The organism is Halostella sp. PRR32, from assembly GCF_034808085.1.
Classification (GTDB): Archaea; Halobacteriota; Halobacteria; order Halobacteriales; family Natronoarchaeaceae; genus Halostella; species Halostella pelagica.
Map to the genome: position 1 here is coordinate 77,108 of NZ_JAXHGL010000007.1, position 22,862 is coordinate 99,969.

The 22,862-nt window shown below is 57.3% G+C and carries 21 protein-coding genes and 1 tRNA gene; 12 read left to right on the plus strand and 10 right to left on the minus strand.

The genetic code is table 11. The features are described 5' to 3' along the window. Positions 1–83: 83 nt before the first annotated feature. From SM753_RS18130 to SM753_RS18140, 3 genes are read left to right on the plus strand one after another with little or no spacing between them, the layout of a single operon-like run. Positions 84–1,871, plus strand: coding sequence for a DUF4396 domain-containing protein (locus SM753_RS18130; protein ID WP_134671638.1), 1,788 nt, complete (start codon positions 84–86; stop codon positions 1,869–1,871). Then, on the plus strand, positions 1,868–3,103 hold the full coding sequence (locus SM753_RS18135) for a cell wall-binding repeat-containing protein (protein WP_134671639.1): 1,236 nt from the start codon (positions 1,868–1,870) through the stop codon (positions 3,101–3,103). Before SM753_RS18130 ends, SM753_RS18135 begins: the two co-directional genes overlap by 4 nt. Beyond that, positions 3,100–3,606 (plus strand): hypothetical protein, encoded by a 507-nt coding sequence (locus tag SM753_RS18140; RefSeq protein WP_134671640.1) that lies wholly within the window; start codon positions 3,100–3,102, stop codon positions 3,604–3,606. The genes SM753_RS18135 and SM753_RS18140 overlap by 4 nt, the downstream gene beginning before the upstream one ends. Before the next feature lie 52 nt (positions 3,607–3,658). Here SM753_RS18140 and SM753_RS18145 read toward each other — a convergent pair whose 3' ends face one another. From SM753_RS18145 to SM753_RS18155, 3 genes are all read right to left on the minus strand, one after another. Continuing rightward, entirely contained in the window at positions 3,659–4,537 is an 879-nt protein-coding gene (locus SM753_RS18145) for a DNA-3-methyladenine glycosylase (RefSeq protein ID WP_134671641.1), read from the minus strand. Between the two features lie 66 nt (positions 4,538–4,603). Next, complete coding sequence (locus SM753_RS18150; protein ID WP_134671642.1) at positions 4,604–4,909, minus strand: hypothetical protein; 306 nt, start codon at positions 4,907–4,909, stop codon at positions 4,604–4,606. 37 nt (positions 4,910–4,946) lie between these two features. Continuing rightward, positions 4,947–6,491 carry an FAD-dependent oxidoreductase gene (locus SM753_RS18155; protein ID WP_323192655.1) on the minus strand — a complete coding sequence of 515 codons (1,545 nt, stop codon included), beginning with the start codon at positions 6,489–6,491 and terminating at the stop codon, positions 4,947–4,949. 105 nt (positions 6,492–6,596) lie between these two features. Between SM753_RS18155 and SM753_RS18160 the strand changes: the two genes are divergently transcribed. From SM753_RS18160 to SM753_RS18180, 5 genes are all read left to right on the plus strand, one after another. Beyond that, positions 6,597–6,884: a hypothetical protein gene (locus tag SM753_RS18160; protein ID WP_134671644.1), complete on the plus strand. Its 288-nt coding sequence runs from the start codon at positions 6,597–6,599 to the stop codon at positions 6,882–6,884. A gap of 93 nt (positions 6,885–6,977) precedes the next feature. Next, positions 6,978–8,330 carry an MmgE/PrpD family protein gene (locus SM753_RS18165; protein WP_134671645.1) on the plus strand — a complete coding sequence of 451 codons (1,353 nt, stop codon included), beginning with the start codon at positions 6,978–6,980 and terminating at the stop codon, positions 8,328–8,330. A gap of 135 nt (positions 8,331–8,465) precedes the next feature. After that, on the plus strand, positions 8,466–9,299 hold the full coding sequence (locus tag SM753_RS18170) for a phosphosulfolactate synthase (RefSeq protein WP_134671646.1): 834 nt from the start codon (positions 8,466–8,468) through the stop codon (positions 9,297–9,299). Positions 9,300–9,564: 265 nt separating this feature from the next. Continuing rightward, positions 9,565–10,566, plus strand: coding sequence for a potassium channel family protein (locus tag SM753_RS18175; protein WP_134671647.1), 1,002 nt, complete (start codon positions 9,565–9,567; stop codon positions 10,564–10,566). 365 nt (positions 10,567–10,931) lie between these two features. Further along, positions 10,932–12,947, plus strand: a complete 2,016-nt coding sequence (locus tag SM753_RS18180; protein ID WP_134671677.1) for a copper-translocating P-type ATPase — start codon at positions 10,932–10,934, stop codon at positions 12,945–12,947. Positions 12,948–13,268: 321 nt separating this feature from the next. Here the strand turns inward: SM753_RS18180 and SM753_RS18185 are convergent, their stop codons facing one another. Beyond that, positions 13,269–14,156, minus strand: a complete 888-nt coding sequence (locus tag SM753_RS18185; protein ID WP_134671648.1) for a hypothetical protein — start codon at positions 14,154–14,156, stop codon at positions 13,269–13,271. 68 nt (positions 14,157–14,224) lie between these two features. Further along, positions 14,225–14,521 (minus strand): PadR family transcriptional regulator, encoded by a 297-nt coding sequence (locus SM753_RS18190; protein WP_004594579.1) that lies wholly within the window; start codon positions 14,519–14,521, stop codon positions 14,225–14,227. Between the two features lie 362 nt (positions 14,522–14,883). Here SM753_RS18190 and SM753_RS18195 point away from each other — a divergent pair, with 362 nt between their 5' ends. Next, positions 14,884–17,256 (plus strand): cation-translocating P-type ATPase, encoded by a 2,373-nt coding sequence (locus SM753_RS18195; protein WP_004594578.1) that lies wholly within the window; start codon positions 14,884–14,886, stop codon positions 17,254–17,256. A 63-nt stretch (positions 17,257–17,319) separates the two neighbouring features. On the opposite strand, the gene SM753_RS18200 is transcribed toward SM753_RS18195, so the two are convergent. The 4 genes from SM753_RS18200 to SM753_RS18215 all read right to left on the minus strand — a co-directional run bounded on the left by SM753_RS18200 (position 17,320) and on the right by SM753_RS18215 (position 19,431). After that, positions 17,320–17,502, minus strand: a complete 183-nt coding sequence (locus tag SM753_RS18200; protein ID WP_225935282.1) for a hypothetical protein — start codon at positions 17,500–17,502, stop codon at positions 17,320–17,322. Between the two features lie 54 nt (positions 17,503–17,556). Next, the gene (locus SM753_RS18205; RefSeq protein ID WP_011222425.1) at positions 17,557–18,768 is read right to left on the minus strand and encodes a hypothetical protein; all 1,212 of its coding nucleotides are present in this window, start codon (positions 18,766–18,768) and stop codon (positions 17,557–17,559) included. A 128-nt stretch (positions 18,769–18,896) separates the two neighbouring features. Next, entirely contained in the window at positions 18,897–19,316 is a 420-nt protein-coding gene (locus tag SM753_RS18210; protein WP_011222426.1) for a hypothetical protein, read from the minus strand. A gap of 40 nt (positions 19,317–19,356) precedes the next feature. Continuing rightward, a tRNA-Glu gene (locus tag SM753_RS18215) sits at positions 19,357–19,431 on the minus strand. Positions 19,432–19,691: 260 nt separating this feature from the next. Between SM753_RS18215 and SM753_RS18220 the strand changes: the two genes are divergently transcribed. The 3 genes from SM753_RS18220 to SM753_RS18230 all read left to right on the plus strand — a co-directional run bounded on the left by SM753_RS18220 (position 19,692) and on the right by SM753_RS18230 (position 21,418). Beyond that, positions 19,692–20,093, plus strand: a complete 402-nt coding sequence (locus SM753_RS18220; RefSeq protein ID WP_004594574.1) for a plastocyanin/azurin family copper-binding protein — start codon at positions 19,692–19,694, stop codon at positions 20,091–20,093. Between the two features lie 343 nt (positions 20,094–20,436). Beyond that, positions 20,437–20,949, plus strand: coding sequence for a hypothetical protein (locus tag SM753_RS18225; protein WP_004594573.1), 513 nt, complete (start codon positions 20,437–20,439; stop codon positions 20,947–20,949). Between the two features lie 283 nt (positions 20,950–21,232). After that, positions 21,233–21,418, plus strand: coding sequence for a hypothetical protein (locus SM753_RS18230; RefSeq protein ID WP_011222429.1), 186 nt, complete (start codon positions 21,233–21,235; stop codon positions 21,416–21,418). A 204-nt stretch (positions 21,419–21,622) separates the two neighbouring features. Here the strand turns inward: SM753_RS18230 and SM753_RS18235 are convergent, their stop codons facing one another. Then, positions 21,623–22,777, minus strand: coding sequence for a multicopper oxidase domain-containing protein (locus SM753_RS18235; protein WP_004594571.1), 1,155 nt, complete (start codon positions 22,775–22,777; stop codon positions 21,623–21,625). Between the last annotated feature and the right edge of the window lie 85 nt (positions 22,778–22,862).

Sequence of the window (22,862 nt, forward strand, 5' to 3'; positions counted from 1 at the left end):
CTACAACTGACCGTGTAGATGCCTTTCAGACAATGAGCGCCCACACGGGCAACGTTCGAAAACAGCGCGGGGTGAGCTAGTAAATGGATATCTGGAAATTGGTAGCGATGGGTGTCGCTGCCATTGTCGCGATTCTCGTCGCTACACAACCGGTCTTCGTCGTCGGGCTGACGTTGTTCGACTACGGGCAGGCACCGAGTGAATCGTACACCACGATGCAGACTAAGGACGTGAGCAGATTCCCTGTCAATGATCCACAGCGCCAGAGTGAACTCACTGCCCGGGCTGCACGGCCACCTGACTCAGGTCTCAATTATTCAACTGTGGTTCGTGTTCCCGAGAACGACTGGCAGACGGCTATGGCGGCATCTCGACTACGGGCGAGCGAAGACGCTCTTCTCCTCTTCGGGAACGCCACTCCCCCCAGTAGCGCAAATGGAACGAACACGTCCAGCGTCTCTACTGTTGACATCTCTGGTGGAAACCCCGCTGAGACAGCCGCTTCTATCGCCACCCGTGGGAACGGATCTGACGACATCAGTCAGAACAACGTCATCATTGTGAACTCTGACGAGCCACAGTGGGCACTGCCCGCTGCCGCCTGGAGCGCCTACTCTGGTGACCCAATTCTATACGCGAACGAAGACGGAGTCCCAGATGCCACCCAAGAGGCAATTGAGGAACTGAACGCCTCACACGCCTATGTCCTCGCACCGCCCGGCCTCGTGAGTGACGAAGCGCTCTCTGACCTCAACGTCGAGTGGACACGAGTTTCAGGGGACACCCCACAGGACCACGCCATCGAGGTGGCAGAGTTCCGTGATGAGTCGCGAGACTTTGGCTGGGGAATCCATGAACGTGATAAAGTCGGTTACTACAACTTTATGCTCGTCAATCCCAGTGAGCCCGAGCACGCAGTCTCGTCGACAAATCTTCAGTGGGGGAAAGCTGGCCCAATCCTACTCGTCAACGATGACGGGAGCCTGCCAGCGGTAACTGAAAACTACGCGTGGCAGTCACAGCCGGCCTGGTTCTCGACCCCCGCAGAAGGGCCGTTTAACCACCTCTTCGCAATGGGGTCGACGGATCAGGTTTCCTGGGTGTCCCAGGGCCGGCTCGATTACGCGGTTGAGATCACGCAGTACCGCCATCAGGGGGCCGGCCTCAGTCCGCTAGAATCGCTCGCTGCGATCTGGGCCGGGTTCAGTATCCTCGGGGCGTCGTTTGTGTTCGCCCATGCACGTCACCGGCTACCTGAGATGAACGACTGGACGACGATGGTCTGGCCGCTGCTAACCCTTGTCCTTGGCCCATTTGGGCTGGCCCTCTACTGGCTCTCCTACAGGGGAAGACAGATCGTTACAACTGATCAGGGACCACGCGTCCTCCGCCCGTACTGGCTTCGAGCAGCCACAGCGACTGCAATGGGCGTTGGCTTTGCTGCAAGTACGATGATCGCGACGGGGTTCCTCCTCAACTACTTCGGCATACCGATGATCGTCCTCGACGGGCCACTATTCTGGCTCGGGAACGCGATGACGATCCTCATCGTGCTCGTGTACGTCATTGCGTTCCTCGTATCGTGGCTCGTCTTCCACATCCCGATGCTAAAGGACTCACAAGGGCTCGATACCGGATCGGCAGCGAGGAAAGGTGCGAAGATCGTCGCCGTGAGCATGACGAGTGTCTCTGTCGGAATGATGGGCGGAATGTGGGTACTCATGATGCTCAACCTACCAATGATGCCAGGAGACGACAACATCCTCTGGTTCGGCGTGATGGTGTTCGCTACGCTGGTCGGGTTCCTCATTGCTTGGCCAGTGAACGGACTGCTCGTTCGGAAAAACCTCAAACCGGGTGGTGCACTGTGAGCGACCGTAGTCGCCGGACGTTCCTGCGCGATCTCGCCGCGCTACCAGTTGGAGCAACTCTTGGGGGTGCCGCACTCACGTATCGGGAAGTCCGGTCCTCAGGCGAGCGTAGCCAGGGCGGACCCGCGTCGGCTGACTTCGACGAGGAGACCGTCACGAGCATGACGACCCGTCTCGCCGGGAGTAACGACTACGAGACGGCGACAGCGTTCACACAGAACGTCTATCCCGCCATTAACGATCACACCCGACCGGGGGCAGCGATTCTCATCAGCGACAGCGATCTCGCTGCAGCACTTCCCGGCGTGGCGTTCATCCATCACCCTATCGACGGTGCGGTCCTCCTGACGGAGCCGGACTCCTTGCCGGAGGTAACGCGCGAGGAGATCGAGCGCCTCCACCCGGAAGGCGTTCACGTCGACGGAAACATGCAGGTGTACATCGTCGGGGGCGAGCGCTACATCAGCAGTGACGTTCAGCGGACCGTCGAACAGATGGGGCTGAAGACCAGACGTATTGAGGGAGACACACCGATCGAAGTCGCGGCCAATGCAGATCAGTACCTCAGTACGATTCACGCCAACCACCGGGACACCACGTTTATCGCCGATCTCGACGATCTCCAGACCGCCATCCCGGCGCAGTCCTGGAACGCTCACGGCGGTGACGGCTTCCTCTACATTGACGGGAACCGCATCCCCGAGGCAACCCAGGAACAGCTTGAAGCCCGCTTCGACGAGGCATACATGTACCTCCTCGGCGACGAGAGCAAGATCAGCGAACAGGTCGCTCGCGACCTCGCACGTTTCGGCCACGTACAGCGAATCCCGAGGGGATCTGATCCGTACGAACTAAGCGTCGGCTTCGCCGGGTACAAGGACATCGGACGGAATCAGGGGTGGATCTTCGGCGAGTGGCCCCGTAACATTGGTTGGGGGATCGCTGAAAGCGGTCACAACTTTATCTTTGCGAACCCTGACAACTGGCAGACGGCACTCCCGGCGTGCGTCGAAAGTCATCGCGGGAAACACGGACCAATGCTCCACGTCGAGCAGGATACAGTACCAGACGCCGTTGAGAACTATCTCACAAACCTCACTCGGCCACACGAGTCCGCGCCGTATGACAGGAAGTACAATCACGGATGGATCGTTGGGGACACAGATCAGATTAGTCAACGAGTCCAAGCCCAGCTCCATGCAATGCTCCAAGAACCACGAGGTGACCAATGAGACGAATCGTCGCCACATTCGATGATTCCGAGGAAACAACAGAGGCCAAGCAAGCACTCCGTGAAGCAGGCTTAGAACCCGATGAGCCGGATATCGATAATCCCTTCTTCGATCCAGCCACAAAGATGCCAGAAAGACGGGGACTTCTTTGGGGTGGACTACTTGGTGGACTCATCGGTGCTGTACTGCTATTTATGATGGATCAGAACATGTTCTGGATTCCCCGTATCAGCCCAATTATGACCGCTGGCCAGTACATGCTTATCCTCCTCGGGTTCGGGCTCGGTGCCGCAATCGGTGGATTTCTTGGGGGTGTAGTAGGCACGTCTCGCCAGGTTACTGCACTGGATCAACCGAGAGTCGCTGTCATGGTCCCGGATAATCGCGTGGGTGAAACGGAGGATCTCCTCCGGGATCAGGGTGCGACAGCAGTCGACGGTACCGTCACCCACCACGAGCATCCCCAGCAAACACAGGCAAAATCAAGTACCTCTACTGACTGAGCTTCTCCCTACGTTCGTTCTGTGACTTTCGTTCCCGCTACGTCCTCGGTAGTTACGACCGTTCATAGTGAAAGAGGTAGGTTTGGGCATAACCAGCATACTCGCCGAACCGATCCCGAAACGCAGTAGCTGTGGCGTCATATGAGTCCGCCACATCACCGGGGTAGTAGCGCTCGATAAGTCGCCGTGTCCACGTATCGATTGGAACTGCTTCGAGGTGTCCAAAGGCAAACAGCGAAACACAGTCTGCTATTTTGGGACCAACGCCCGGGAAGGACTGAAGATCTTCATGGACCTCTGCGTACGATCTGTCGCGTAGGAACGCCTCCGTAATATCCCCGTCTGCAACCATCTGAGTCGTCCGTTCAACGTATGGTGCACGGAATCCCAGACCGAGATTTCGGAGGTCGCTTTCCGATGCGGCCATCAACTGGTCAGGGCGGGGAAAGGCATAGTACGTGGACCCATCAACGTGGACGGGACTACCAAACTCCTGTGCGAGGCTACTCTGGAGGGCGTGAATCCGTTTGACGGGCATCCGTGCTGAACAAACAAACGAGATCAGACAGGGGAAGAACGGATCACGAACGACTCGGAGGCCAGGATACTGGCGTTTGGCCTTTTCGAGCGTAGGTTCCTCGGGGAAGCTGGTAAAGATTTCGTCGAGATCGTCGTCGAGTCTGAGTTGGCGACGTAGAATGCCAGCTGCATCCGTTGTTGCTTGCCAGTCTAACCGACCTGATTGCTGCCGTGCGAAGACAAGGTCATCCTCAACGACCGTGTAGTACCAGTGACCGCCACCAGACACAGCTGTTTCCTCGTACATCCCTCCATCAACACGTTGCCAGAGAAATGATTGGGCGCTCTCAAGTGTCGCCTGTAAATCAAGTCGGCCAACACTACCCGGAATTGAAAGTGAGCCCGAATACATCGCCTTCTGGTGAAGTTGATATGGTCAGAACTCACTCGTCGACCAATCGTGGTCTTGAGCTACTACCTAGCTGATCTCCTCAATACTGGTCGTTTCCATCGACCCGTCCTGTTCTTCTCGCTGGACACGGAGTCGTATTCCTTCCTCCGTGTCGCTTCCCTCCACGGTATTCACTATTTTCGGAGTCGCTTCCGAGTCTAGAACAGTCAACCGATCGTCTTCGGTTACGATACCATAGCCACTTTCGACACAGTGACCCATCAGCGCACACTCCCGCGAATGCGTACGAGCCTTTTCGAGGAGCTCATCGCGAGCGTTTTTCCGGATACATCCAACGTCGATAACGTACCCGTCGAGGGTCTCAGAAGCCATGGTGTCCCTAGTGTCCTGCCGCCTTTGGATGTTTGGGCTACTCATCAAGTTCACGTTCTGAGAGGGGGCTATTTGCAGGCCCATTGAGGACTGAGCCATCACAGGCAAATCGAGAGCCGTGACAGGGACAATCCCAAGACTGCTCACCGTCGTTCCAGTAGACGAGGCAGCCCATATGCGAGCAGATCGCTGACACTGAATGAGTGTCGCCATCCTCGTCACGGTGTACTGCGGTCAGTCCGTCATCAAGCTCGAGAACAGCCCCATCCCCTTGCTGGACCGACTCAACGTCGCCGGACTGCGGATGCTCCGTGTAGTCTTCGAGGTAGTGTTTCACGTCGTGTTGATTGTGGTGAAGGAAGGGGTCTGCTGACGCGTTTTCATTGAACCGCATCGGCTGATAGACGTCTTCCCATTCGCTCTGTCCATCGACGATAAGATCTGAAAGCAACATCCCTGCGACGATCCCGTTCGTCATCCCCCAGCCGCCAAATCCCGTAGCCGTGTACACGTTCTCCGACTGGGGTCCGAGAAGGCCGATGAACGGGACTCGATCAATGGAGACGAAGTCCTGTGTCGACCAGCGATACGCAATCTCGTCGACGTTCAGGCGGTCGAATGCTTCCTGTTCGAGTTTCCGGTAGCGATCAACTGTACTATCACTATGGCCAGTTCGATGATTTTGTCCTCCGACGAGGACCATCGATTCCTCGCCAGCAGGGTGCGGCCGAACCGAGAAGTACGGATCTTCCGGTTTGTAGTGCATTCCTGCCGGCGCGTCACCCTGCAAGCGTACCGCCAGCACGTAGGAGCGCTTGGGATACAATCGCTCATAGTACCGTGCACGGTCGAACACCGGGAAGTGCGTCGCGACGACCACCGCATCTGCGGTGATCGACCCGCAATCGGTCGATACCTGACAGGGACTACCATCCTCGACGTCCATCGCTGTCGTGTTCTCGAAGATGTAACTGCTCTCTCCTGGGATTTCTTCGGCCAGTGCGAGAAGGTACTTTCGAGGATGGAATTGTGCCTGATCGTCGAGGCGGATTGCTGCTTCAATGTCAAAAGGCAGGTCCGTAGACTCTTGGAATGAAGCAGCGAGACTCAGTTGCTGAGCGGCATCGACTTCGGCCTGAATTTGGTGGCGGTTGTCGGAGGATTCAGTAAAGGTGTATGCGGCTGTCCTTTTAAAGTCGCAGTCGAGGCCCCGGTCCTCTACCGTGGCCTCGACGTGGTCGATGGCGGCTAGGTTCGCCTCAGCGTACTGTCGGGCCCGTTGCTCGTCGAAATATTCGATGAGATGGTCGTAGATGAGGCCATGGAGAGCCGTCAGCTTCGCTGTAGTATGGCCAGCCACTCCTTCGAGAATGTGGTCACGTTCGACAATTGCGACTGATTTTCCCGCTTCTTGTAATTCAGCGGCGGTAGTGATACCTGCGATGCCACCGCCGATGATGGCGACGTCGACCTCAATTTCTCCGTCGAGGGTGTCGTACTCTGTTTTAGGTGTCGTCTCTATCCACAACGATTCATGTGCGCCCTGGAGTGGGGGTTGGGAAGTACCATCGTTTGAGTCCATCTTGAGAACCTCCGATAAGCCACGACGTATGGCATCCTATAGCACGACCGCGGCGTCAATAAACCTGAGGACCGTCTCTCCTGTATGGGGCGAGCAACTGTTGAAATGAAGGACGAGGCGTTCGATCCAGTTCGGAAGTTGGTAGCACCGGGGACGACGGTCATCTGGAGAAACACTGGGTCAGCCGACCACGTCGTTGATAGTGTACAGTTTCACGATACCGCAGACCAGTGGCAGTTCCGCACGCAAACCCTTCGATCCGGGGATAGCGTCGTCTACGCATTTGATCAAGAAGGGATCTACGAGTACTACTGCGGCCTCCAGGGAGAGGAGATGTGCGGGGTGATTCTCGTCGGCGATGTCTCACTCTCCAATTCACTTCCCTGTGAATGACGAAGAGAGTGGTACGCAGTTTGCTACCCTAAGTCCCCTTATAGATGAACCCTGGGCAAAGGAAGTTTCCCGCGAGCAACCGTACCTAGAGATATGACGACGACCGAAGAGCTTGCCAAGTTTGTTCAAGAGGTCTCCGCTGAGGGACTCTCCGAGGACACACGGGAGGAACTGAAAAAGCGCGTACTCGACTCGGTCGGGATCGGGATTAATGCACTTGGGGCAGATCCGGTGGAGGTCGTCCACCAGACGGTCCAGCGAGCTAATGCTGGCGACGACTGTACGCTCTGGGGACGTGACGAGACCGCATCGGCGGTTGGAGCCGCGATGCACAATACTGCGCTGACGCGCTATCTCGACTTCATGGACTCCTTTCTCGCGCCCGGCGAGACGCCCCACCCGAGCGACAACATCGGCGCGGTCGTCGCTGCTGCTGAGGCCGTCGATGCCTCTGGCGAGGAACTTCTAGAAGGAATCGGTGTCGCGTACGAGGTCCAAGGCGAACTCGCCTGGAATGCCCCAGTCCGTGACAAAGGTTGGGACCACGTGACCCACACGGTCATCTCGGCGACCTGCGGCGTCGCGAAGGTACTTGATCTCGACGTCGAGACTACCAGAGACGCCATCGGCATCGCCGGAACCGCCCATAACGCCCTCCGCGTAACCCGCACCGGCGGCATCAACGAGTGGAAGGGCATCGCCTCGTCCAATGCCGCCCGGAACGCCGTCTACGCGGCCCTATTGGCCAGTGACGGGATGGAGGGGCCCAAGAACCTCTTTGAAGGGCAGAAGGGCTGGAAGCAGACTATCAGCGGTGAGTTCGAGGTCGACCTCGATCCAGGCTGCACGCGCGTTCACGACGTCATGACGAAGCGATACGTCGCTGAAACGTACGCCCAGTCTGCCGTTGAAGGCGTTATCGAACTGGCGGAGCAAGAGAATCTCGATGGGAGTGACGTGGAACTCATTGATTTAGAAACGTTCGCCGGCGCGAAGCTCATAATCGGTGGCGGCGAGGGTGATCGCCACACCGTCGAGACGAAGGCCCAGGCCGATCACTCACTCCCGTATATGCTGGCAGCAGCACTCCTCGACCGGGAGATGGGGAACGCCCAGTACGAGCCAGAACGTATTACTCGAGATGATGTCCAGTACCTTCTCCGGCACGTCACCGTCGAGGAGGACGAGGCATTTACCGAGCGGTTTGAATCCGGGGAGATGCCCGCTCGCGTAACCGTCGAACTTGAGGATGGCACTACTCACGTGGTCGAGAAGGACGCCTTCCAAGGCCATCCAACGAAGTCGATGAGCTGGGATCAGGTCGAAACGAAATTCCACGATACGGCCGGCACTCGACTCGACGAGGATCGCCGAGACAAGATCATTGCAACAATTAAAGACTTAGAGTCGACAACCGTCTCCAATCTCGTCACCCTGCTGGCATAGGGTGCGTGGCATTACTCACTAATATAGCATGATTAGTTTTCCTTGGTCTACGGCAGATCCCGCCCCTCAAGCATAGATCGAACTGGTTGCTGCCCCACTCACTAAGGACTCAGAGACCGAAGCCACAATCGAATTATGGTAGACCGTACGTTCGAGTTCCTACACCACAACGAGCGCGAGGAGAAGCCCAGAGAGAAGGGAATCACGGAGATCCGTGGGCCATATTATGACCCAATGGGCCCGCGCGAGCTGCGCGACCTCTTAGAGACGATGGGGCAGTACGTCGACATCTACAAGTTCAGCGGTGGATCGTTCGCGCTGATGCCCGAGGAGGCGGTGACGGAGCTGATCGACGTTTGCCACGAGTTCGACGTCAAGGTGTCCACGGGCGGTTACGTCGAGAACGTCCTGATCCGGGACAACGACAAGGTCGAGCGGTACTTCGAGGAGGCCGAACGGCTCGGCTTCGACATCGTCGAGCTCTCTAGTGGTTTCCTGGCTATCGGGACCGACGATATGGTGCGGATGACGGAGATCGTCGCGGAGGACTACGAGATCGACCCGAAGCCCGAGATCAACGTCCAGTTCGGCGCTGGCGGCGCGACGGACCCGGATGTCCTCGAGGAACAGGGCCAGCAGGACCCCGAGCAGGCCATCGAGGAGGGCAAGCGCCACCTCGAAGCGGGCGCTGACCTCCTAATGGTTGAAGCGGAAGGCATCACCGAGGAGGTTAACGAGTGGCGGACTGACGTGGCCTACCAGATCGCCAACGGGCTCGGCATCGAAAACCTCGTCTTCGAGGCGCCCGGTCCGGAGATGTTTGAGTGGTACATCAAGAACTTCGGCCCAGAGATTAACCTGTTCGTCGATAACTCCCAGATTGTTGAATTGGAATGTATGCGCTCTGGCCTTTGGGGCAAGGCGACGACGTGGGGCCGGACTGTCACCTGGAAGGGTGATGAAGAGTAACTAGACTAAGAATCGTATTACCGGTTCTTAGGGAACTTTCCCGCTGGGAAATGTATGAGATAACGTAACTAATTCCGTTGAGGCCCAGATACGATGAGTGATACACCTATGACAGAGACTGTGGAAGCACTGTTCTCCCAATGAGGAGACTACCATTGATGAACAACCAACTAATCACAGACCAAGGTGATTCAGGGATAGTCTCTCAGATAAGACCATTCCAGAAGCAAGACATCCCCCGATTCTACCCAATGGGTGGATAGGGATGGAACCAATACTTCTCATAGTCGGTATAATCCTGCTTGCCAGTGTTATCGTTGATCTCCTCTGGACGACACTCTGGGTTGAGGGAGGCGCCGGCCCGCTGACCTCCCTGTTGATGGCAAGGACATGGCAAGTGTTACGACGGGTTGGGGAGCGAAATTCACGAGTTCTCACTCTCTCGGGACCGATAATCCTCACTCTTGGCCTAGCGACGTGGATTACACTGCTCTGGGGTGGATGGGCGTTCATCTTTGCGAGTGGTGAGAGCTCAATTATCGATACCGTGAACCGAACCCCTGTTTCCTGGTCAGATTGGATCTATTTCTCTGGATACACAATCTTCACATTAGGAAACGGGGATTTCGCCCCACAGGAGGGTGTCTGGCAGATTATGACGACTCTCGCGACGGCGAGCGGGATGCTTTTTATCACACTCAGTGTTACGTATATTCTCAATGTTCTGAGTGCAGTCACGCAGAAACGATCTTTCGCCAATGGCGTAAGCGGACTTGGTGAACACAGTACCGAGATTCTACTTACGAGCTGGAACGGCGAGGAGTTTGAGGGACTCGAATTACCTCTTAATACTTTTACTTCCCAACTGAACACACTTACGTCGAATCACAAGGCGTACCCGATACTCCATTACTTCCACAGCAGACAAACCGGCCAATCACCGATTGTGAGTGTTGCCATCCTCGACGAGGCATTGTCAATGCTCCAGTTTGGGCTTTCCAAGCGGTCTCATCCAAGCGACACAATTCTCAAAAACGCCCGATCGAGTGTCGAGAGCTATCTAGAAACGCTCCGAGAAGCATACATCGAGCCTGCTGATCGTTCCCCACCGTCACCAAACCTTGATACACTCCGAGAAAAAGACCTTCCGACTGTCTCTGACGAGGAGTTTACTGCAGCACTTGCAGATACAGATAAGCGGCGACGAACCCTGCTCCGTCTCGTAGAATCTGACGAACGTGAATGGCCCTCCCAGGGAAATAAGTGATGGAGTGCTGTCGGTTTTGTATATTGACATAGCATAAAGAGGTAGTCTACCCAATGAGATCCGAATTGCCCACACACCCAACTCCCTGCAGGTTAAACTAGTACCTAAGAAGCCAATCTATGGACGACCACGATCACTCAAAGGACTCTGAGAAGTCGTCGGATCAACCACCTGCTGGCGGTAACCACCACGACCATAATCCTGAAAGTGATGCCGGCTCGGATGAGGAGGTCTCTCGGACCGAGCAGTCACTGCTTGAGGAGGAAGCCGAGGACGCAGATGAGGCCGAACAGGAACTACATGAACGTACCGAGCACCAAGTGGATCACGGAGATGAGGGACACGACCACGGCGACCACGGTGGAATGCACGAAGGGCACGAGCAGATGTTCCGTCGGCGCTTCTTCGTCTCGACACTCCTGTCGATTCCAGTCCTCTTGTACAGCGAAATGCTGCAAGAGTGGCTCGGGTTCTCTGTCCCAACGTTCCCAGGTAGCGAATGGATCAACCCCGTCTTCGCGGTCATCGTCTTCGCGTACGGTGGGATGCCGTTCCTCCAGATGGCGGTACCGGAGCTGAAAGATCGGTCGCCGGGGATGATGACGCTCATCTCGATGGCGATCACCGTCGCGTTCGTCTACAGCCTCGCGAGCGTGGTCTTCCCGACGCAGTCGGCGTTCTTCTGGGAACTCGTCACCCTGATCGACATTATGCTGCTGGGGCACTGGATCGAGATGCGGTCGGTGCGACGGGCCTCGAGTGCGGTCGACGAACTGGCGAAGCTGATGCCGGACACCGCCGAGCGGATTACCGACGGCGGCGACACTGAGGAGGTCCCGGTGAGTGAACTCTCCGAGGGCGACCTCGTACTCATCCGGCCGGGTGCGAGTGTCCCTGCTGACGGCGTCGTCGAAGAGGGAGACTCCGACGTCAACGAGTCCATGATCACGGGCGAATCGAAACCGGTCTCGAAAGACCCCGGCGACGAGGTCATCGGTGGGACGATCAACGGCGACGGCAGCCTCCGCGTGCGCGTCGGTGCGACGGGCGAGGAGACGACGCTCGCGGGAATCATGCGCCTCGTCGAGGAAGCCCAGCAGAGCAAATCCAAGACACAGGTACTGGCCGACAGAGCGGCAGGCTGGCTGTTCTACGTCGCCCTCGCGGCGGCAGTCGTGACAGCAATCGCGTGGACGCTCGCGGTCTCATTCGACGCAACGGTCATCGAGCGCGTCGTCACAGTGCTCGTCATCGCCTGCCCGCACGCACTCGGGCTCGCCATCCCCCTAGTGGTCGCAATCAACACGTCATTGGCGGCTCGCAACGGGATGCTGGTCCGGGACCGTATCGCGATGGAGGAGGCGCGGAACCTGGACGCCATCATCTTCGACAAGACGGGGACGCTCACCGAAGGCGAACACGGCGTCGTCGACATGGCGACCGTCGAGGGCGTGGAAGAAGACGACGCTCTCGCGCTGGCAGCAGCCGTCGAAAGCGACTCCGAACACATGATCGCGCGAGCCATACGCGAGGCCGCCGACGAGCAGGACCTCACCGCACCTGACGCGACCGACTTCGAGGCGATCAAAGGCCGAGGCGTCCGTGCGAACGTCGACGGAAATGAGGTGTACGTCGGCGGGCCAAACCTGTTAACCCAACTCGATAGCGAGATACCCGACCATCTCCGCCGCTTCGCTGACGAGGCGGGACAGAACGCTCAGACGGTGGTATACCTTGTTCGTGAAGGCGAGCTGATTGCCGCGTTCGCGATGGCTGACGTAATCCGTGAGGAGAGTTTCCGTGTCGTCGATACCCTCCACGATCTGGGCATCGAGGTGGCGATGTTGACTGGGGACTCCCAGGATGTCGCCAAAGCTGTCGCCGACGAACTGGGCATCGACACGGTGTTCGCGGAGGTCCTCCCCGAAGACAAGGACAAGAAAGTCCAGGAACTCCAGGACCAGGGGAAGCTCGTGGGGATGGTCGGCGACGGTGTGAACGACGCGCCGGCACTGACGCGGGCCGATGTCGGCATCGCGATCGGGAGCGGCACCGACGTCGCCGTCCAGTCGGCCGACGTCATCCTCGTTCAGAACAACCCGATGGACGTCGTTCGGCTCGTGAAACTCAGTAAGGCGAGCTACCGGAAGATGCAAGAGAACATCGTCTGGGCGGCCGGCTACAACGTGTTCGCGATTCCGCTCGCAGCAGGCGTCTTGGCACCGATCGGGATTCTGCTCTCCCCCGCTGTGGGTGCGCTCCTGATGTCGTTGAGTACGGTCATCGTCGCCATCAACGCTCAGCTGCTCCGCCGCGTGGACCTGTCCATCCCCGAGCTTCCAAGCGGGACACCAGCGACTGACGCACAACCTGCAGACTGAACCGCTCCCGATCGCTTCGGAGCTTCTTTCAATTGAGTTCGGTTGATGGACAGCAAATGGCGACACTGCGTAATTTCGGTGGGTATCGCTATGCGGTCACCGATTCCACAGTTTTCCCGAGGGGTACGTAGTTTGGTATACACAGACGCTTTCTCTGATGGGCTATATTGTTGCGCCAGCACTAGGTTTATACCGTTAGACGGACTTCTTTCCAATATGAGCCTCGAAGAGACGGTTGACTACCTCGCCGAGGAACTCGACCTCGAGCGAAGTGAACACGTCCGTGAGGTTGGTCAGTCGGTCGCCGAGCTTCGCGACTGATCAAAACATTTCTCTGAAGTCTCGTTCGACCAGTCCGTTCTCCAGATACGTGATGAACTCTTGTTTCGTTGGTCCTTGACGGTCAAGTAGATCGTCCCGTCCTGCTCGTTCGAGAACTGCCTGCGCGAAGTCCGTACAGTGAGATTCGTGCTGCCCAGCATACTCTGTGAGGGCTTCTCGCCAGTGCATATCCAGCTCGAACTCGGCTAATCGGATTTGGATCCCATCTTTCCGTTCGACGAGGTCGACGTCCAGCTCTTCGAGTTGCTTGAAACGGAGGTTGTTTCGGCGGACAGTAATGAGCCGCTTGGAATCGACGATGTAGGGATCGACCCACTCTCGCCAGGTATCGTCGTCGACGTGTGTTCGTGGCATCTCAAAATCCGGGTCCACACTCTCAATACAGAACTGCAGCATCGCGATGCCAGTTCGATGATTCGCATTCGGGAGGGAATGTCGGAGAATCAAATTCGACATCACCTCTCCAGCGACGGTCGGAAGTGGTGCTCCCCAGGAGACGTGATCGAGTGCCTGCTGGATCTTTTGCGGTTCGAACTCCTTGTAGAGCCGGAACTCATCCTCATCTCGAACATCGACCGCGGCTTCGAGCAACTCTACTAATCGGAATGCGACAACCTGCCCAGCACGGGGGAGGTCACGAATACGATCGCTCAGCCATTCCTGATCAAAGTCGATATCTTGCGCTGATTCGATCTCTGAATCGCCTTCATAGAGCACATAGACCGGAGCTTCGAAGGGGTACCCGATGAGCTTTGTCGACTCGTCGGATTGCTCTTGCTGAGACCGGATCTCTGCTACCGATGCCGAGCTATATTTGAGTGAGAAATTCTCGGCCTGTGGGTGATGATAGAAGACGAGCCGAGCCATCTCAATGCGTATTCGTGGGAAGTGGGTAAAGCAGTCCCGCTTTGATATTGAGTTCTACTCGCCTGGTTCTACGACGTAGTGGGTGCGTTCACGTCCTCTAAATACTGGCTTTCCCACTCACGTCGCGCCTCGATCTCCCGCACTCCGCGTTGTGTGACCGTGTACACGTTCGTCCGTTTGTCGAGTTCACCTTTCTCCAGGAGGCCTTTGCCGACGAGGTCGTCGAGGTTTGGATAGAGCCGCCCATGATTGATCTCTTGTTCGTAGTAGTCGTCGAGTTCGGCCTTTACTGCGAGCCCGTGTGGTTCCTCGAGCCCGGCGATAACGTACAAGACGTCCCGCTGGAACCCGGTTAGATCGTGCATCCGTCTGCTCCCTATTTTTGAGGGATGGCATATGTTCTCTCTGGTACTCAGAAGCAGAGCTTCGGATCGAGGATATCTACCAGTACACTCGTCTCCAAACAGCGCTTAATACCCATGCCTCTGTATCACCGGTAATGGCGCTTCGGCCGAGGTCGCCGTTGAGGTTCCATGGCTGTGCTCGGTCAGCTGTCAGCCGGTGGTAATCAATTGTGTCTTCATCTCAATCCTCATCTTCCACGTGCGCGCTTTGTGGTAGGGCTGTCCCTGACGATAGAGTCGTGGGTGAGAACGACACCGTCTTCTGCTGTGATGGATGTCGAAACGTCCATCGAGTACTCGGTGGCGATGGAGTCCACAGTCGGATGGACCCGACAGACGACCCCATGCGCGAGTCCGGTGCTGGGGCGGGCGAACGCGATGCGGATACCCCTCGATTAGGGTCTGAGGAACGAGCTTTCTTTCAGGTCGACGGGATGCACTGTGCGACGTGTGAAGCATTTCTTGAATCAGTCGCCGAGGACTGCGAGGGTGTTGTAGACGTGGCAGCAAGCTACGTCACCGAGACGGTTCGTATCACATACGACCCTGATCGCGTCTCGAAGGAAACTCTCTGTGATACCCTGAGTACACTCGGCTATTCGGCAACCCTCCGTGCTGGAGGGAGCGATGACACACCGACTATAATCGGACAGTCGCGCCGGTCGGACGAGCCGAATGAACGAGGGATTGACGAGGTGCTGGGATTCCGTTACGCTGCTGGCGTCATTTTCGGGACGTTCATGCTCCTCCCATATGCGGTCCTCCTCTATCCGGCGCAGCTCTCGTCGTTCTTTGGTGAGGGGACGCTCGATATGTACGCGAGTACGTCCGGGATCGGCGGTGGAGATGGCCTGTTGATCCTCCCGCTCTTTCTCGTTCTGACGGGTGTCGTCCTCGTGTTTACCGGCCTGCCGCTGTTACAGGGTGCGTATGTCAGTCTGAAGATGCGACAGCCGAATACGGACTTTCTCGTCGCGATCACCGTGGTGAGCGCCTACGTGTACAGCACGATTGCCTTTCTCCTCGGTCGACTCGACGTTTTCTACGACCTCACGATCGTGGTTGCCGCGAGTGTGGTGGCCGCCATCTTCTACGAATCACTGAGCAAGCAGCGAGCGATGGATCGCCTGACGAATCTCACTATCTCCCACGTCACCGAAGCCAGGCGGTATGGCGCCGATGGGACGACGATGGTCGACGTACACAGTCTGGAACCCGGGGAACGGGTTCTCGTCCGTGAGGGCGAACGCATCCCAGTCGATGGTGTTCTCGCTGAGAGTGAGTGCACGGTCGATGAAGCGATCGTGACGGGCGAGTCGCTCCCGGTATCGAAACAAGCTGGGGACGAGGTCGTCGGCGGGGCGGTCGTCACAAATGGGGCTGCTGTCCTCACGGTGAGCGATGGGACAACCAGTAGTATCGATCGCCTCGTCACCTCTGTCTGGAATCTCCAGAGTGGGGATCACGGTGTCCAGCGGCAGGCCGATAAGCTCGCGTCAGTCATCATCCCGGTCGTCGTCGGTGGGGCGGTACTCGCTGGATTGGGGTCGCTTCTGGTGGGGACTGGTATTCCCGTCGCCGTCCTGACGGCGCTGGTAGTTCTCTTAGTGGGATGTCCGTGGGCACTTGGCCTGGCAACCCCGCTCTCGGTGGCAACCAGTATCGAACAAGCGGTAGAGCGGGGCATCGTCATCTTCGACGAGACAGTCTTCGAGCGCCTTCGGAACGTCGACGTCGTCGTCTTCGACAAAACAGGGACTCTCACGACCGGCCAGATGGATGTCCTCGAGGTGGATGCACCGTCGGATCTCCTTGAAACCGTCGCGGCCCTCGAACAGCGAGCATCCCACCCAGCGGCCGACGCAATCGTGAATACGTTTGCACAAAGGAATCAGGAGGGCGATCGCTCAAGAGCCGATGGGGGGGTTGCCGATGGCAGTGACCACGAGTACGCAGCGGACATCACCGAATTCACGAGCCACGCGACCGGCGTCGAAGGAGTCGTCGAGGACACGCGCGTTCTCGTCGGGAATCTCGATCTCTTCGCGGAACTTGGGTGGTCGGTGAGCGAGCAGATCGAGACGCGTGCCGCAGAGGCACGAACGGCCGGTCACCTTCCGGTCGTCGTCGGTCGTGACGGTCATGCAGAGGGCGTCGTCGTCGTGGGGGACGAACCACGGGCAGGTTGGGATGACACACTCACGCAGCTGAATGACCGTGATATCGAGATCGTTGTTCTGACCGGTGATGACGAGGCTGCTACTGACTTTCTCGACAGTCATCCTGCCGTCGATCACGTGTTTGCGGGGGTCCCGCCGGCAGGCAAGACCGCGACGATCCGGCGGTTACAGTCCCGGGGACAGGTTACAATGGTTGGTGATGGAACGAACGATGCACCGGCTCTTGCGACCGCAGACCTGGGAATCTCGCTCGGTGGTGGAACGGCACTCGCGTCCGATGCCGCGGATATTTCTATCGTCGATGATGACCTCGCGGCGGTGGAGACGACGTTCGATCTCGCAGATGCAGCTCGTCGGCGTGTCAAACAGAACAACGGGCTAGCGCTGCTCTATAATGGGGTCACGATGCCACTCGCAGCGACGGGGTTGCTGAATCCGGTGTTCGCGATGGGTGCGGTCGTGGCGACCGGCGGTCTCCTCGCAGCGAATTCGTTTCGAGACCTGCTTCACGAGTAGCGGCACCAACCCAGCGAAGCGGCAGATACCTGCTGTAACCGGGTGAAGACGATTCCTATCGCTTCATTCGAGCAATTCAAAGGCACCGAGCCCCGCGTACCCGACCGCAAAGCCCGCAACGATGATGCCTCCGGAGAGGACTTGGTAGAACGGCGTCGACGGGAGGAAGCCGGTTGCGAAGGTGCCGACAACGATCAGTACCGCTGCCAGTTCCAAAAACACGTACTGACGACGTTTTCCCCTCATATATTGAGGCATTTGTCCCCCTAGGTACCGTGAGATCACAGTAGATACCTTACCTCAGTCCGCCGGGATGATGGCAGCCGATTGATCGGGCTGTCGGGCTGCTTGGACCGAGTAGATTAGGCTCCCCGTGAAGAGGACGAAGCTTCCAACGATGAATACTGCACTGAGCGGCGAGGCCGAATCGACGAACACCCAGTAGAGAGGGGCGGCAATCGATGGCCCGGCAGCAAGTACCGCGATCTTCGCGACGAGTGGCCCACAGCATCCACAGGTACACGTCCCGACGATTGCAGCGCTTCCGGCGGTCCCTTCGGTCATGCCGGCTCGTTCCTCGACGCGCCAGTGACGGGCGATGAGAGCGGCGTTTAACCCGATGAGTGCGCTTAGCATCCCGACGACGATGACCTGGCCGGGTGACAGGGCTAGGAAGAACGGGATATGTATGAACGGGAGATGCGGAATCGCGATTTCGAGCGTCGGCCACGATACTAGCTGATAGATTGCGGGTAGAACGACGACCGTCACCTCTTCGGGGAAGCCCTCCTCGGGGAAAAACGAGAGGTATCCTGTTATAGAGACGAAAAAGAGTGCTAACACGACACCGACGCCGATGCCGAAGCGACGCGCAACCGGATCACGCATGACTGCGCGAATGACACTCCCTGCGTCCTTCCAGACAACGTAGCCGACTAGAATTGGTGTTCCGAGGACGATTGCGTACCCAAGTGGGTGTGTATCACTTGCCAGTCCAGGAATGAGGTAGGGGTACGAGATCCACAATCCCATGAGGATGCCGAGGAACGTGTATCGTGGGCGGGATGGCCAGCGGAGCCACCCAACGATGAAGCTCGCGACCATGATGCCCAAGCCACTCAGTAGGGCCAACGGCTGATACCACGACCGGGGGAACGGCATCGAACTCGCAGTATATGTCGGATCTGGGGAGAGCCCTTCGAAGAGAATTGCTCCGAGTGCCGTGATGGAGATCCCGACAAATACGCCGTAAAGGGCGGTTGTTGAGGTGATGCGATCGGTCCGTTTGAGAAGGATGAAGCCGCCGAGAATAACGGCACCAACGAAAGCAAGAAGTACACCGTGTCCTTGCGAGAGTCCACCGCTTCCGGTTGTACCGTGGGCGGACGCGACGGGAACCTGAGTGAGCGTAACAATTGCGGCAAGAAGTACAGAGAGTGGCCGAACAGACCCGATTCGAGTGGTCTGTCCACGGGAGGGATCTCCACGTGGGTGACGCTCTTCCGGTGACATTATTCTGTCTTGGACAGAGAGGCACTTCTACCTGACTGATTTACCTCTGATATCCTGGGCTTGACTGTCGTTAGATCCTGCTGGCTGTGGAAATATCCCCCTCCGAAAGTACGATCGGCACGGTGAATTCACTCGCCGTCCAGAAATACGAGGAACTGTATATGCTTGAAGAACCAGACCGGAAGAACGGCTCCAACCCCTGCAGCGAGTAGGAGACTATTCGATGCTGTCCACACGATCTGTCCAAGTACGGTGCCAATAATCAAGACGCCGTTGTATGCAATCGCATTCACCGCTAAATCGCCTCTTGACTCAGCCCGGGGCCATTTGATGAGACTGGGCCTGATTGCTGACGTCCGGCCGGATACTACTGCGATGAGAAGTCCGAGTAGGCCGGATACAAACCAGCCGAGTACAGCCGGTGGCCAGTTGTATACAACCGTTGCGGTGGCAAGAACAATCAGACACGGACTGGTGATTGTACCGATCTCTACGGAGGCATAGCGGGTCAAAATGTGTTCCTCAGTCCCTTGTTGTGCGGTAGCCATCTGTGAGGGTTATGGGTAGGGCAGTGGATCAGATCGGGGATGCTCCGTCGAGGATTTGAACCTCGGTCCTCGACGTGAGATGCCGAGATGGTTGGCCGAGCTACACCAACGGAGCAGCTTCAACTTGGAGCTTCAGTACTTCAGGTCTGGTCGGTGTCCTATTCAGTGGGAATCCGCCGTTTCCCCTTATGTTGGGGTCTTTGATAATGTGGTATGGAGCGTCGACAGGTTCTCAAGACAGCCGGAATTCTCGCAACAGGTGGCGTAACTGGTCTCGCTGGATGCAGTAGTTCGGGGAACGGAGACGGTGGCGGTGAGCCGACCACGACTGAAACGCAGGAGACAGCTGGTGGGTCTGGAGACTCGAATACTGTTATGATGGTCACTGACGGGAGCGAGTATTATTTCGATCCCATTGGTCTGTTCATCGAATCCGGGGAAACTGTGACATTCGAAATCCAGAGCGGCAGTCACTCGGCAACCGCCTACAAAGAGGGAACGAGCTCAGCATCAGTTACCCGGATTCCCGAAAGCGCAGAAACGTTCAATAGCGAAACGCTGAGTGAACAGGGCGCAACGTTCGAGCACACGTTCGAGACCACGGGGACGTACGATTACTTCTGTATCCCGCACAAGACTCTGGGGATGGTCGGTCGGATCGTCGTTGGCGAACCCGGCGGTCCCGCGGAGGGGAGTATGCCGCCGGACGGAGACGTCCCCGAAAGCCAGACCATCGTTGATCAAGGCAGCGTCTCGTACAGCTCGTTCTCCGGGTAGGCGGCCGCGTATACTGCGAGCTGTGCGCTCCGGAATCGCTTGTACACCATATGGCCGACATTGACTGTGCTTCGGACCGACAGTATGGAGACATACGCTGTCGATGACACTCGCACAAGGCCCGTGGCCGACATACACGGATGCTGCCCTCGATAGTGTTCTACGAGAACGACGTGAGGTTGAGCGCGAATGTCAAGCCTTCCAACGGTTTCGCCAGCGTATCCAGACCGTCGACACACAGACTCCTCGGTTCGAACGGTCCGTTGTTGGAGTGGATCAGAACCTTACATCCGAAGAGAAGTCGGTCCGTAATACCATCGAGCCGTGGTATCATGATACTGTGATGGCGGTCGACCACTACGGCGACGTGTACGGTGATTCGTTCGAGGCGAGCCTCAGTGCCGAATTCGGGGCCGATGTGTTGCTCCTGATCTCAGAAGCGACTACGTTCTCACCGCTCATCAAACAACGGCTCCTCGAGGCCGCACAGCAGTGTATTGACAACCGCCGAGTCTTTCTGGAGAGCCTCCAGGATGAATTCACTACCCTCAAAGACGTGCAATCTACAGTTCAAGAGATTCGAGAGGCGATAGCAGAACTTGATTCTACGAAATTACAGGGGAACTCAGATATTGAACTAACCGACCGATACGAGACGCTTCATACGTTGAATGATGAATGTAAGAGTTGGATCCAGCAACGGCAGGAGGAAATCCACGCTCATCGAATCGATCGGTCGGCAGACGTGGATGCCTACACTGACCTCTGTTCATATCTCTATGAGGGTCTGGAGGTTGATTATCCGGTATTGGCGACGTTTGTCGATATCTTGGAGATCATCTCCCAATATGAGTAGTCCTCTCTTTTACCTCCTACTCTGTCTTGACGTCGTCCTATGGCTGAACAGTAGTTGCTGATTTGGCTGCGATTAGTGCTGGCAAACTCAGCGATGGAATCGAGGAACTCCGTGCACCGGGTGCACGGCTTTCAGAATCGGCGTGAGTGGGCGTCGAACATGTTAGATAATCGACTCCGGCAATGACTGTGAAAGGGTGGGCTTCCGCTCGCACCGTGTCAATACCGGCTTCCAGCAAATCTACTTTGTTAACGGTTTTGTCTATCCGGTCACAACTGTACATATGGAATTCGACTTTGTGCGCTCGGTGGCCCCCCTTGTCGTAATTGTCGCCGTCGCGGCGATTGCGCTCACGACCGTGATGACCTCCTCGACGGTCTTTATGATGGTTCTGCCCTCGATGATTATCTTCTCGGTCATCGCGTTCTTCCTGGGAATGAAACATGGCGAGTTCCGCGCCAGTGCATAATAGGCCGACCCAGTAGCCGGAATCCGCTGTGTTGCGGTCCATGCTAGCCCCCAGCTGTGTTGATTCAGATTATTTCGATGACCGGTTCGCAGTCCTAGCGACGGCTGTTTTAGCGGGGTGATGTCGAACCAACAGGAGTCCACCTGGGTTGGGTAACCCCTATCGTTCAGTTAGATCCTGTCCTGGTCGTGGTGTAGAGGGTCTCTACGTGGAGTAGCCAGCGTACTCCATAAGTTGGTTGAAAATGTCAGTATCCATGACGGACCGATAGACCACGCCGGTGAGCATCCCGCCGGGATAGAACGTGCCGTTCATCACGTGGTTGACCTTGTGGCAGTGCATCAGGTAGATGCCGGGGTCTGCATCGGCAGTAAATTCGATCGTGTGTCGTTCAGCGGGGGCGACGTTCGTGACGTCCATGTCGTGGCGGGCAGCCTCTGGAATCGTCCCGCCGTCCTTTTCGACACGCTGGAAGCGGTGGTTATGGATATGCATCGGGTGCGACATGTATCCACCGTTGACGAGGTGGATGCGAACTGAGTCGCCCTCGTCGACGATGATCGGTGAGCCTTCTTCGGGGTGCAGCGTTCGGGGTGCGCTCTTCCCGTTGACGGTGAACACGTCCGGATTGCGACTGGCCGAATTGTATGTGAAGTCCGCCTCACCGGCCCACTTCCGCGGAACCCGCGAATCCCAGTCCTTGATCGTCATGAAGTATTCGCGGTCCGCCGGTTCGTAGCCTTCGGGATCAACTCGGTAGATCCCGTACATGCCCATGTCGATATGCCGGTGGGTCTGGAAGTGGCAATGGTAGAAATGCGTTCCAGGGACGTTAGCGGGAATCTCGTAGGTGTGTGTCTCCCCTGGCGGGACCTGAATCCCGGTCGTCGTCGGGACGCCGTCGTTCTCCCACGTCTTGCGAATTCCGTGGAAGTGAATCGTGTGGGGACGTCGGCCATCGGTGTTGTCGAGTGTCACCTCCATCGCGTTACCCTCGGTCGTTCTGAGAATTGGGCCTGGGACGCTGGGGTCGTTGTCGTCGGCCTGGAACGCCCAGACGCGTGGGAATTCGACGGGCCCACCCATTGTATCGAGCGGGTGGACGGCGTGGCGGGCCTGTTGAGTCCGCATCGTCACTCCACCACCCTGCTCGTCGACGTTGACGACTGTTGGAGGGCTGGTGTAGGGGAGATTAGGCGAGTCAGTTTGTGTCTGCGTGGCCGTATCGCTCGTTGCTGCTGGCTCGTTAGCTCCGCCCGCCGAACAGCCTGCTAACGAAGCGATACCCGTCGCGCCAGTTGCCGCGAGAAACTCACGCCGGGACAGTCCGGTTCCGGGTGCGCCGAAACGTGTGGTCATGATACACTCGGCATTTTGGTTGGCCTAAACATAGGGCGACTGCGGTGTCCCAATTCACGGGACAGTGCGTGGATATGTTCGGCAA

Excerpts from the sequence above, each read along its gene's own strand:
- SM753_RS18130 (WP_134671638.1), top strand. The coding sequence starts at position 84 with ATGGATATCTGGAAATTGGTAGCGATGGGTGTCGCTGCCATTGTCGCG.
- SM753_RS18140 (WP_134671640.1), top strand. The coding sequence starts at position 3,100 with ATGAGACGAATCGTCGCCACATTCGATGATTCCGAGGAAACAACAGAG.
- SM753_RS18145 (WP_134671641.1), bottom strand. The coding sequence starts at position 4,537 with ATGTATTCGGGCTCACTTTCAATTCCGGGTAGTGTTGGCCGACTTGAT.
- SM753_RS18150 (WP_134671642.1), bottom strand. The coding sequence starts at position 4,909 with ATGGCTTCTGAGACCCTCGACGGGTACGTTATCGACGTTGGATGTATC.
- SM753_RS18155 (WP_323192655.1), bottom strand. The coding sequence starts at position 6,491 with ATGGACTCAAACGATGGTACTTCCCAACCCCCACTCCAGGGCGCACAT.
- SM753_RS18160 (WP_134671644.1), top strand. The coding sequence starts at position 6,597 with ATGAAGGACGAGGCGTTCGATCCAGTTCGGAAGTTGGTAGCACCGGGG.
- SM753_RS18165 (WP_134671645.1), top strand. The coding sequence starts at position 6,978 with ATGACGACGACCGAAGAGCTTGCCAAGTTTGTTCAAGAGGTCTCCGCT.
- SM753_RS18170 (WP_134671646.1), top strand. The coding sequence starts at position 8,466 with ATGGTAGACCGTACGTTCGAGTTCCTACACCACAACGAGCGCGAGGAG.
- SM753_RS18175 (WP_134671647.1), top strand. The coding sequence starts at position 9,565 with ATGGAACCAATACTTCTCATAGTCGGTATAATCCTGCTTGCCAGTGTT.
- SM753_RS18180 (WP_134671677.1), top strand. The coding sequence starts at position 10,932 with ATGCACGAAGGGCACGAGCAGATGTTCCGTCGGCGCTTCTTCGTCTCG.
- SM753_RS18185 (WP_134671648.1), bottom strand. The coding sequence starts at position 14,156 with ATGGCTCGGCTCGTCTTCTATCATCACCCACAGGCCGAGAATTTCTCA.
- SM753_RS18190 (WP_004594579.1), bottom strand. The coding sequence starts at position 14,521 with ATGCACGATCTAACCGGGTTCCAGCGGGACGTCTTGTACGTTATCGCC.
- SM753_RS18195 (WP_004594578.1), top strand. The coding sequence starts at position 14,884 with ATGGACCCGACAGACGACCCCATGCGCGAGTCCGGTGCTGGGGCGGGC.
- SM753_RS18200 (WP_225935282.1), bottom strand. The coding sequence starts at position 17,502 with ATGAGGGGAAAACGTCGTCAGTACGTGTTTTTGGAACTGGCAGCGGTA.
- SM753_RS18205 (WP_011222425.1), bottom strand. The coding sequence starts at position 18,768 with ATGTCACCGGAAGAGCGTCACCCACGTGGAGATCCCTCCCGTGGACAG.
- SM753_RS18210 (WP_011222426.1), bottom strand. The coding sequence starts at position 19,316 with ATGGCTACCGCACAACAAGGGACTGAGGAACACATTTTGACCCGCTAT.
- SM753_RS18220 (WP_004594574.1), top strand. The coding sequence starts at position 19,692 with ATGATGGTCACTGACGGGAGCGAGTATTATTTCGATCCCATTGGTCTG.
- SM753_RS18225 (WP_004594573.1), top strand. The coding sequence starts at position 20,437 with ATGGCGGTCGACCACTACGGCGACGTGTACGGTGATTCGTTCGAGGCG.
- SM753_RS18230 (WP_011222429.1), top strand. The coding sequence starts at position 21,233 with ATGGAATTCGACTTTGTGCGCTCGGTGGCCCCCCTTGTCGTAATTGTC.
- SM753_RS18235 (WP_004594571.1), bottom strand. The coding sequence starts at position 22,777 with ATGACCACACGTTTCGGCGCACCCGGAACCGGACTGTCCCGGCGTGAG.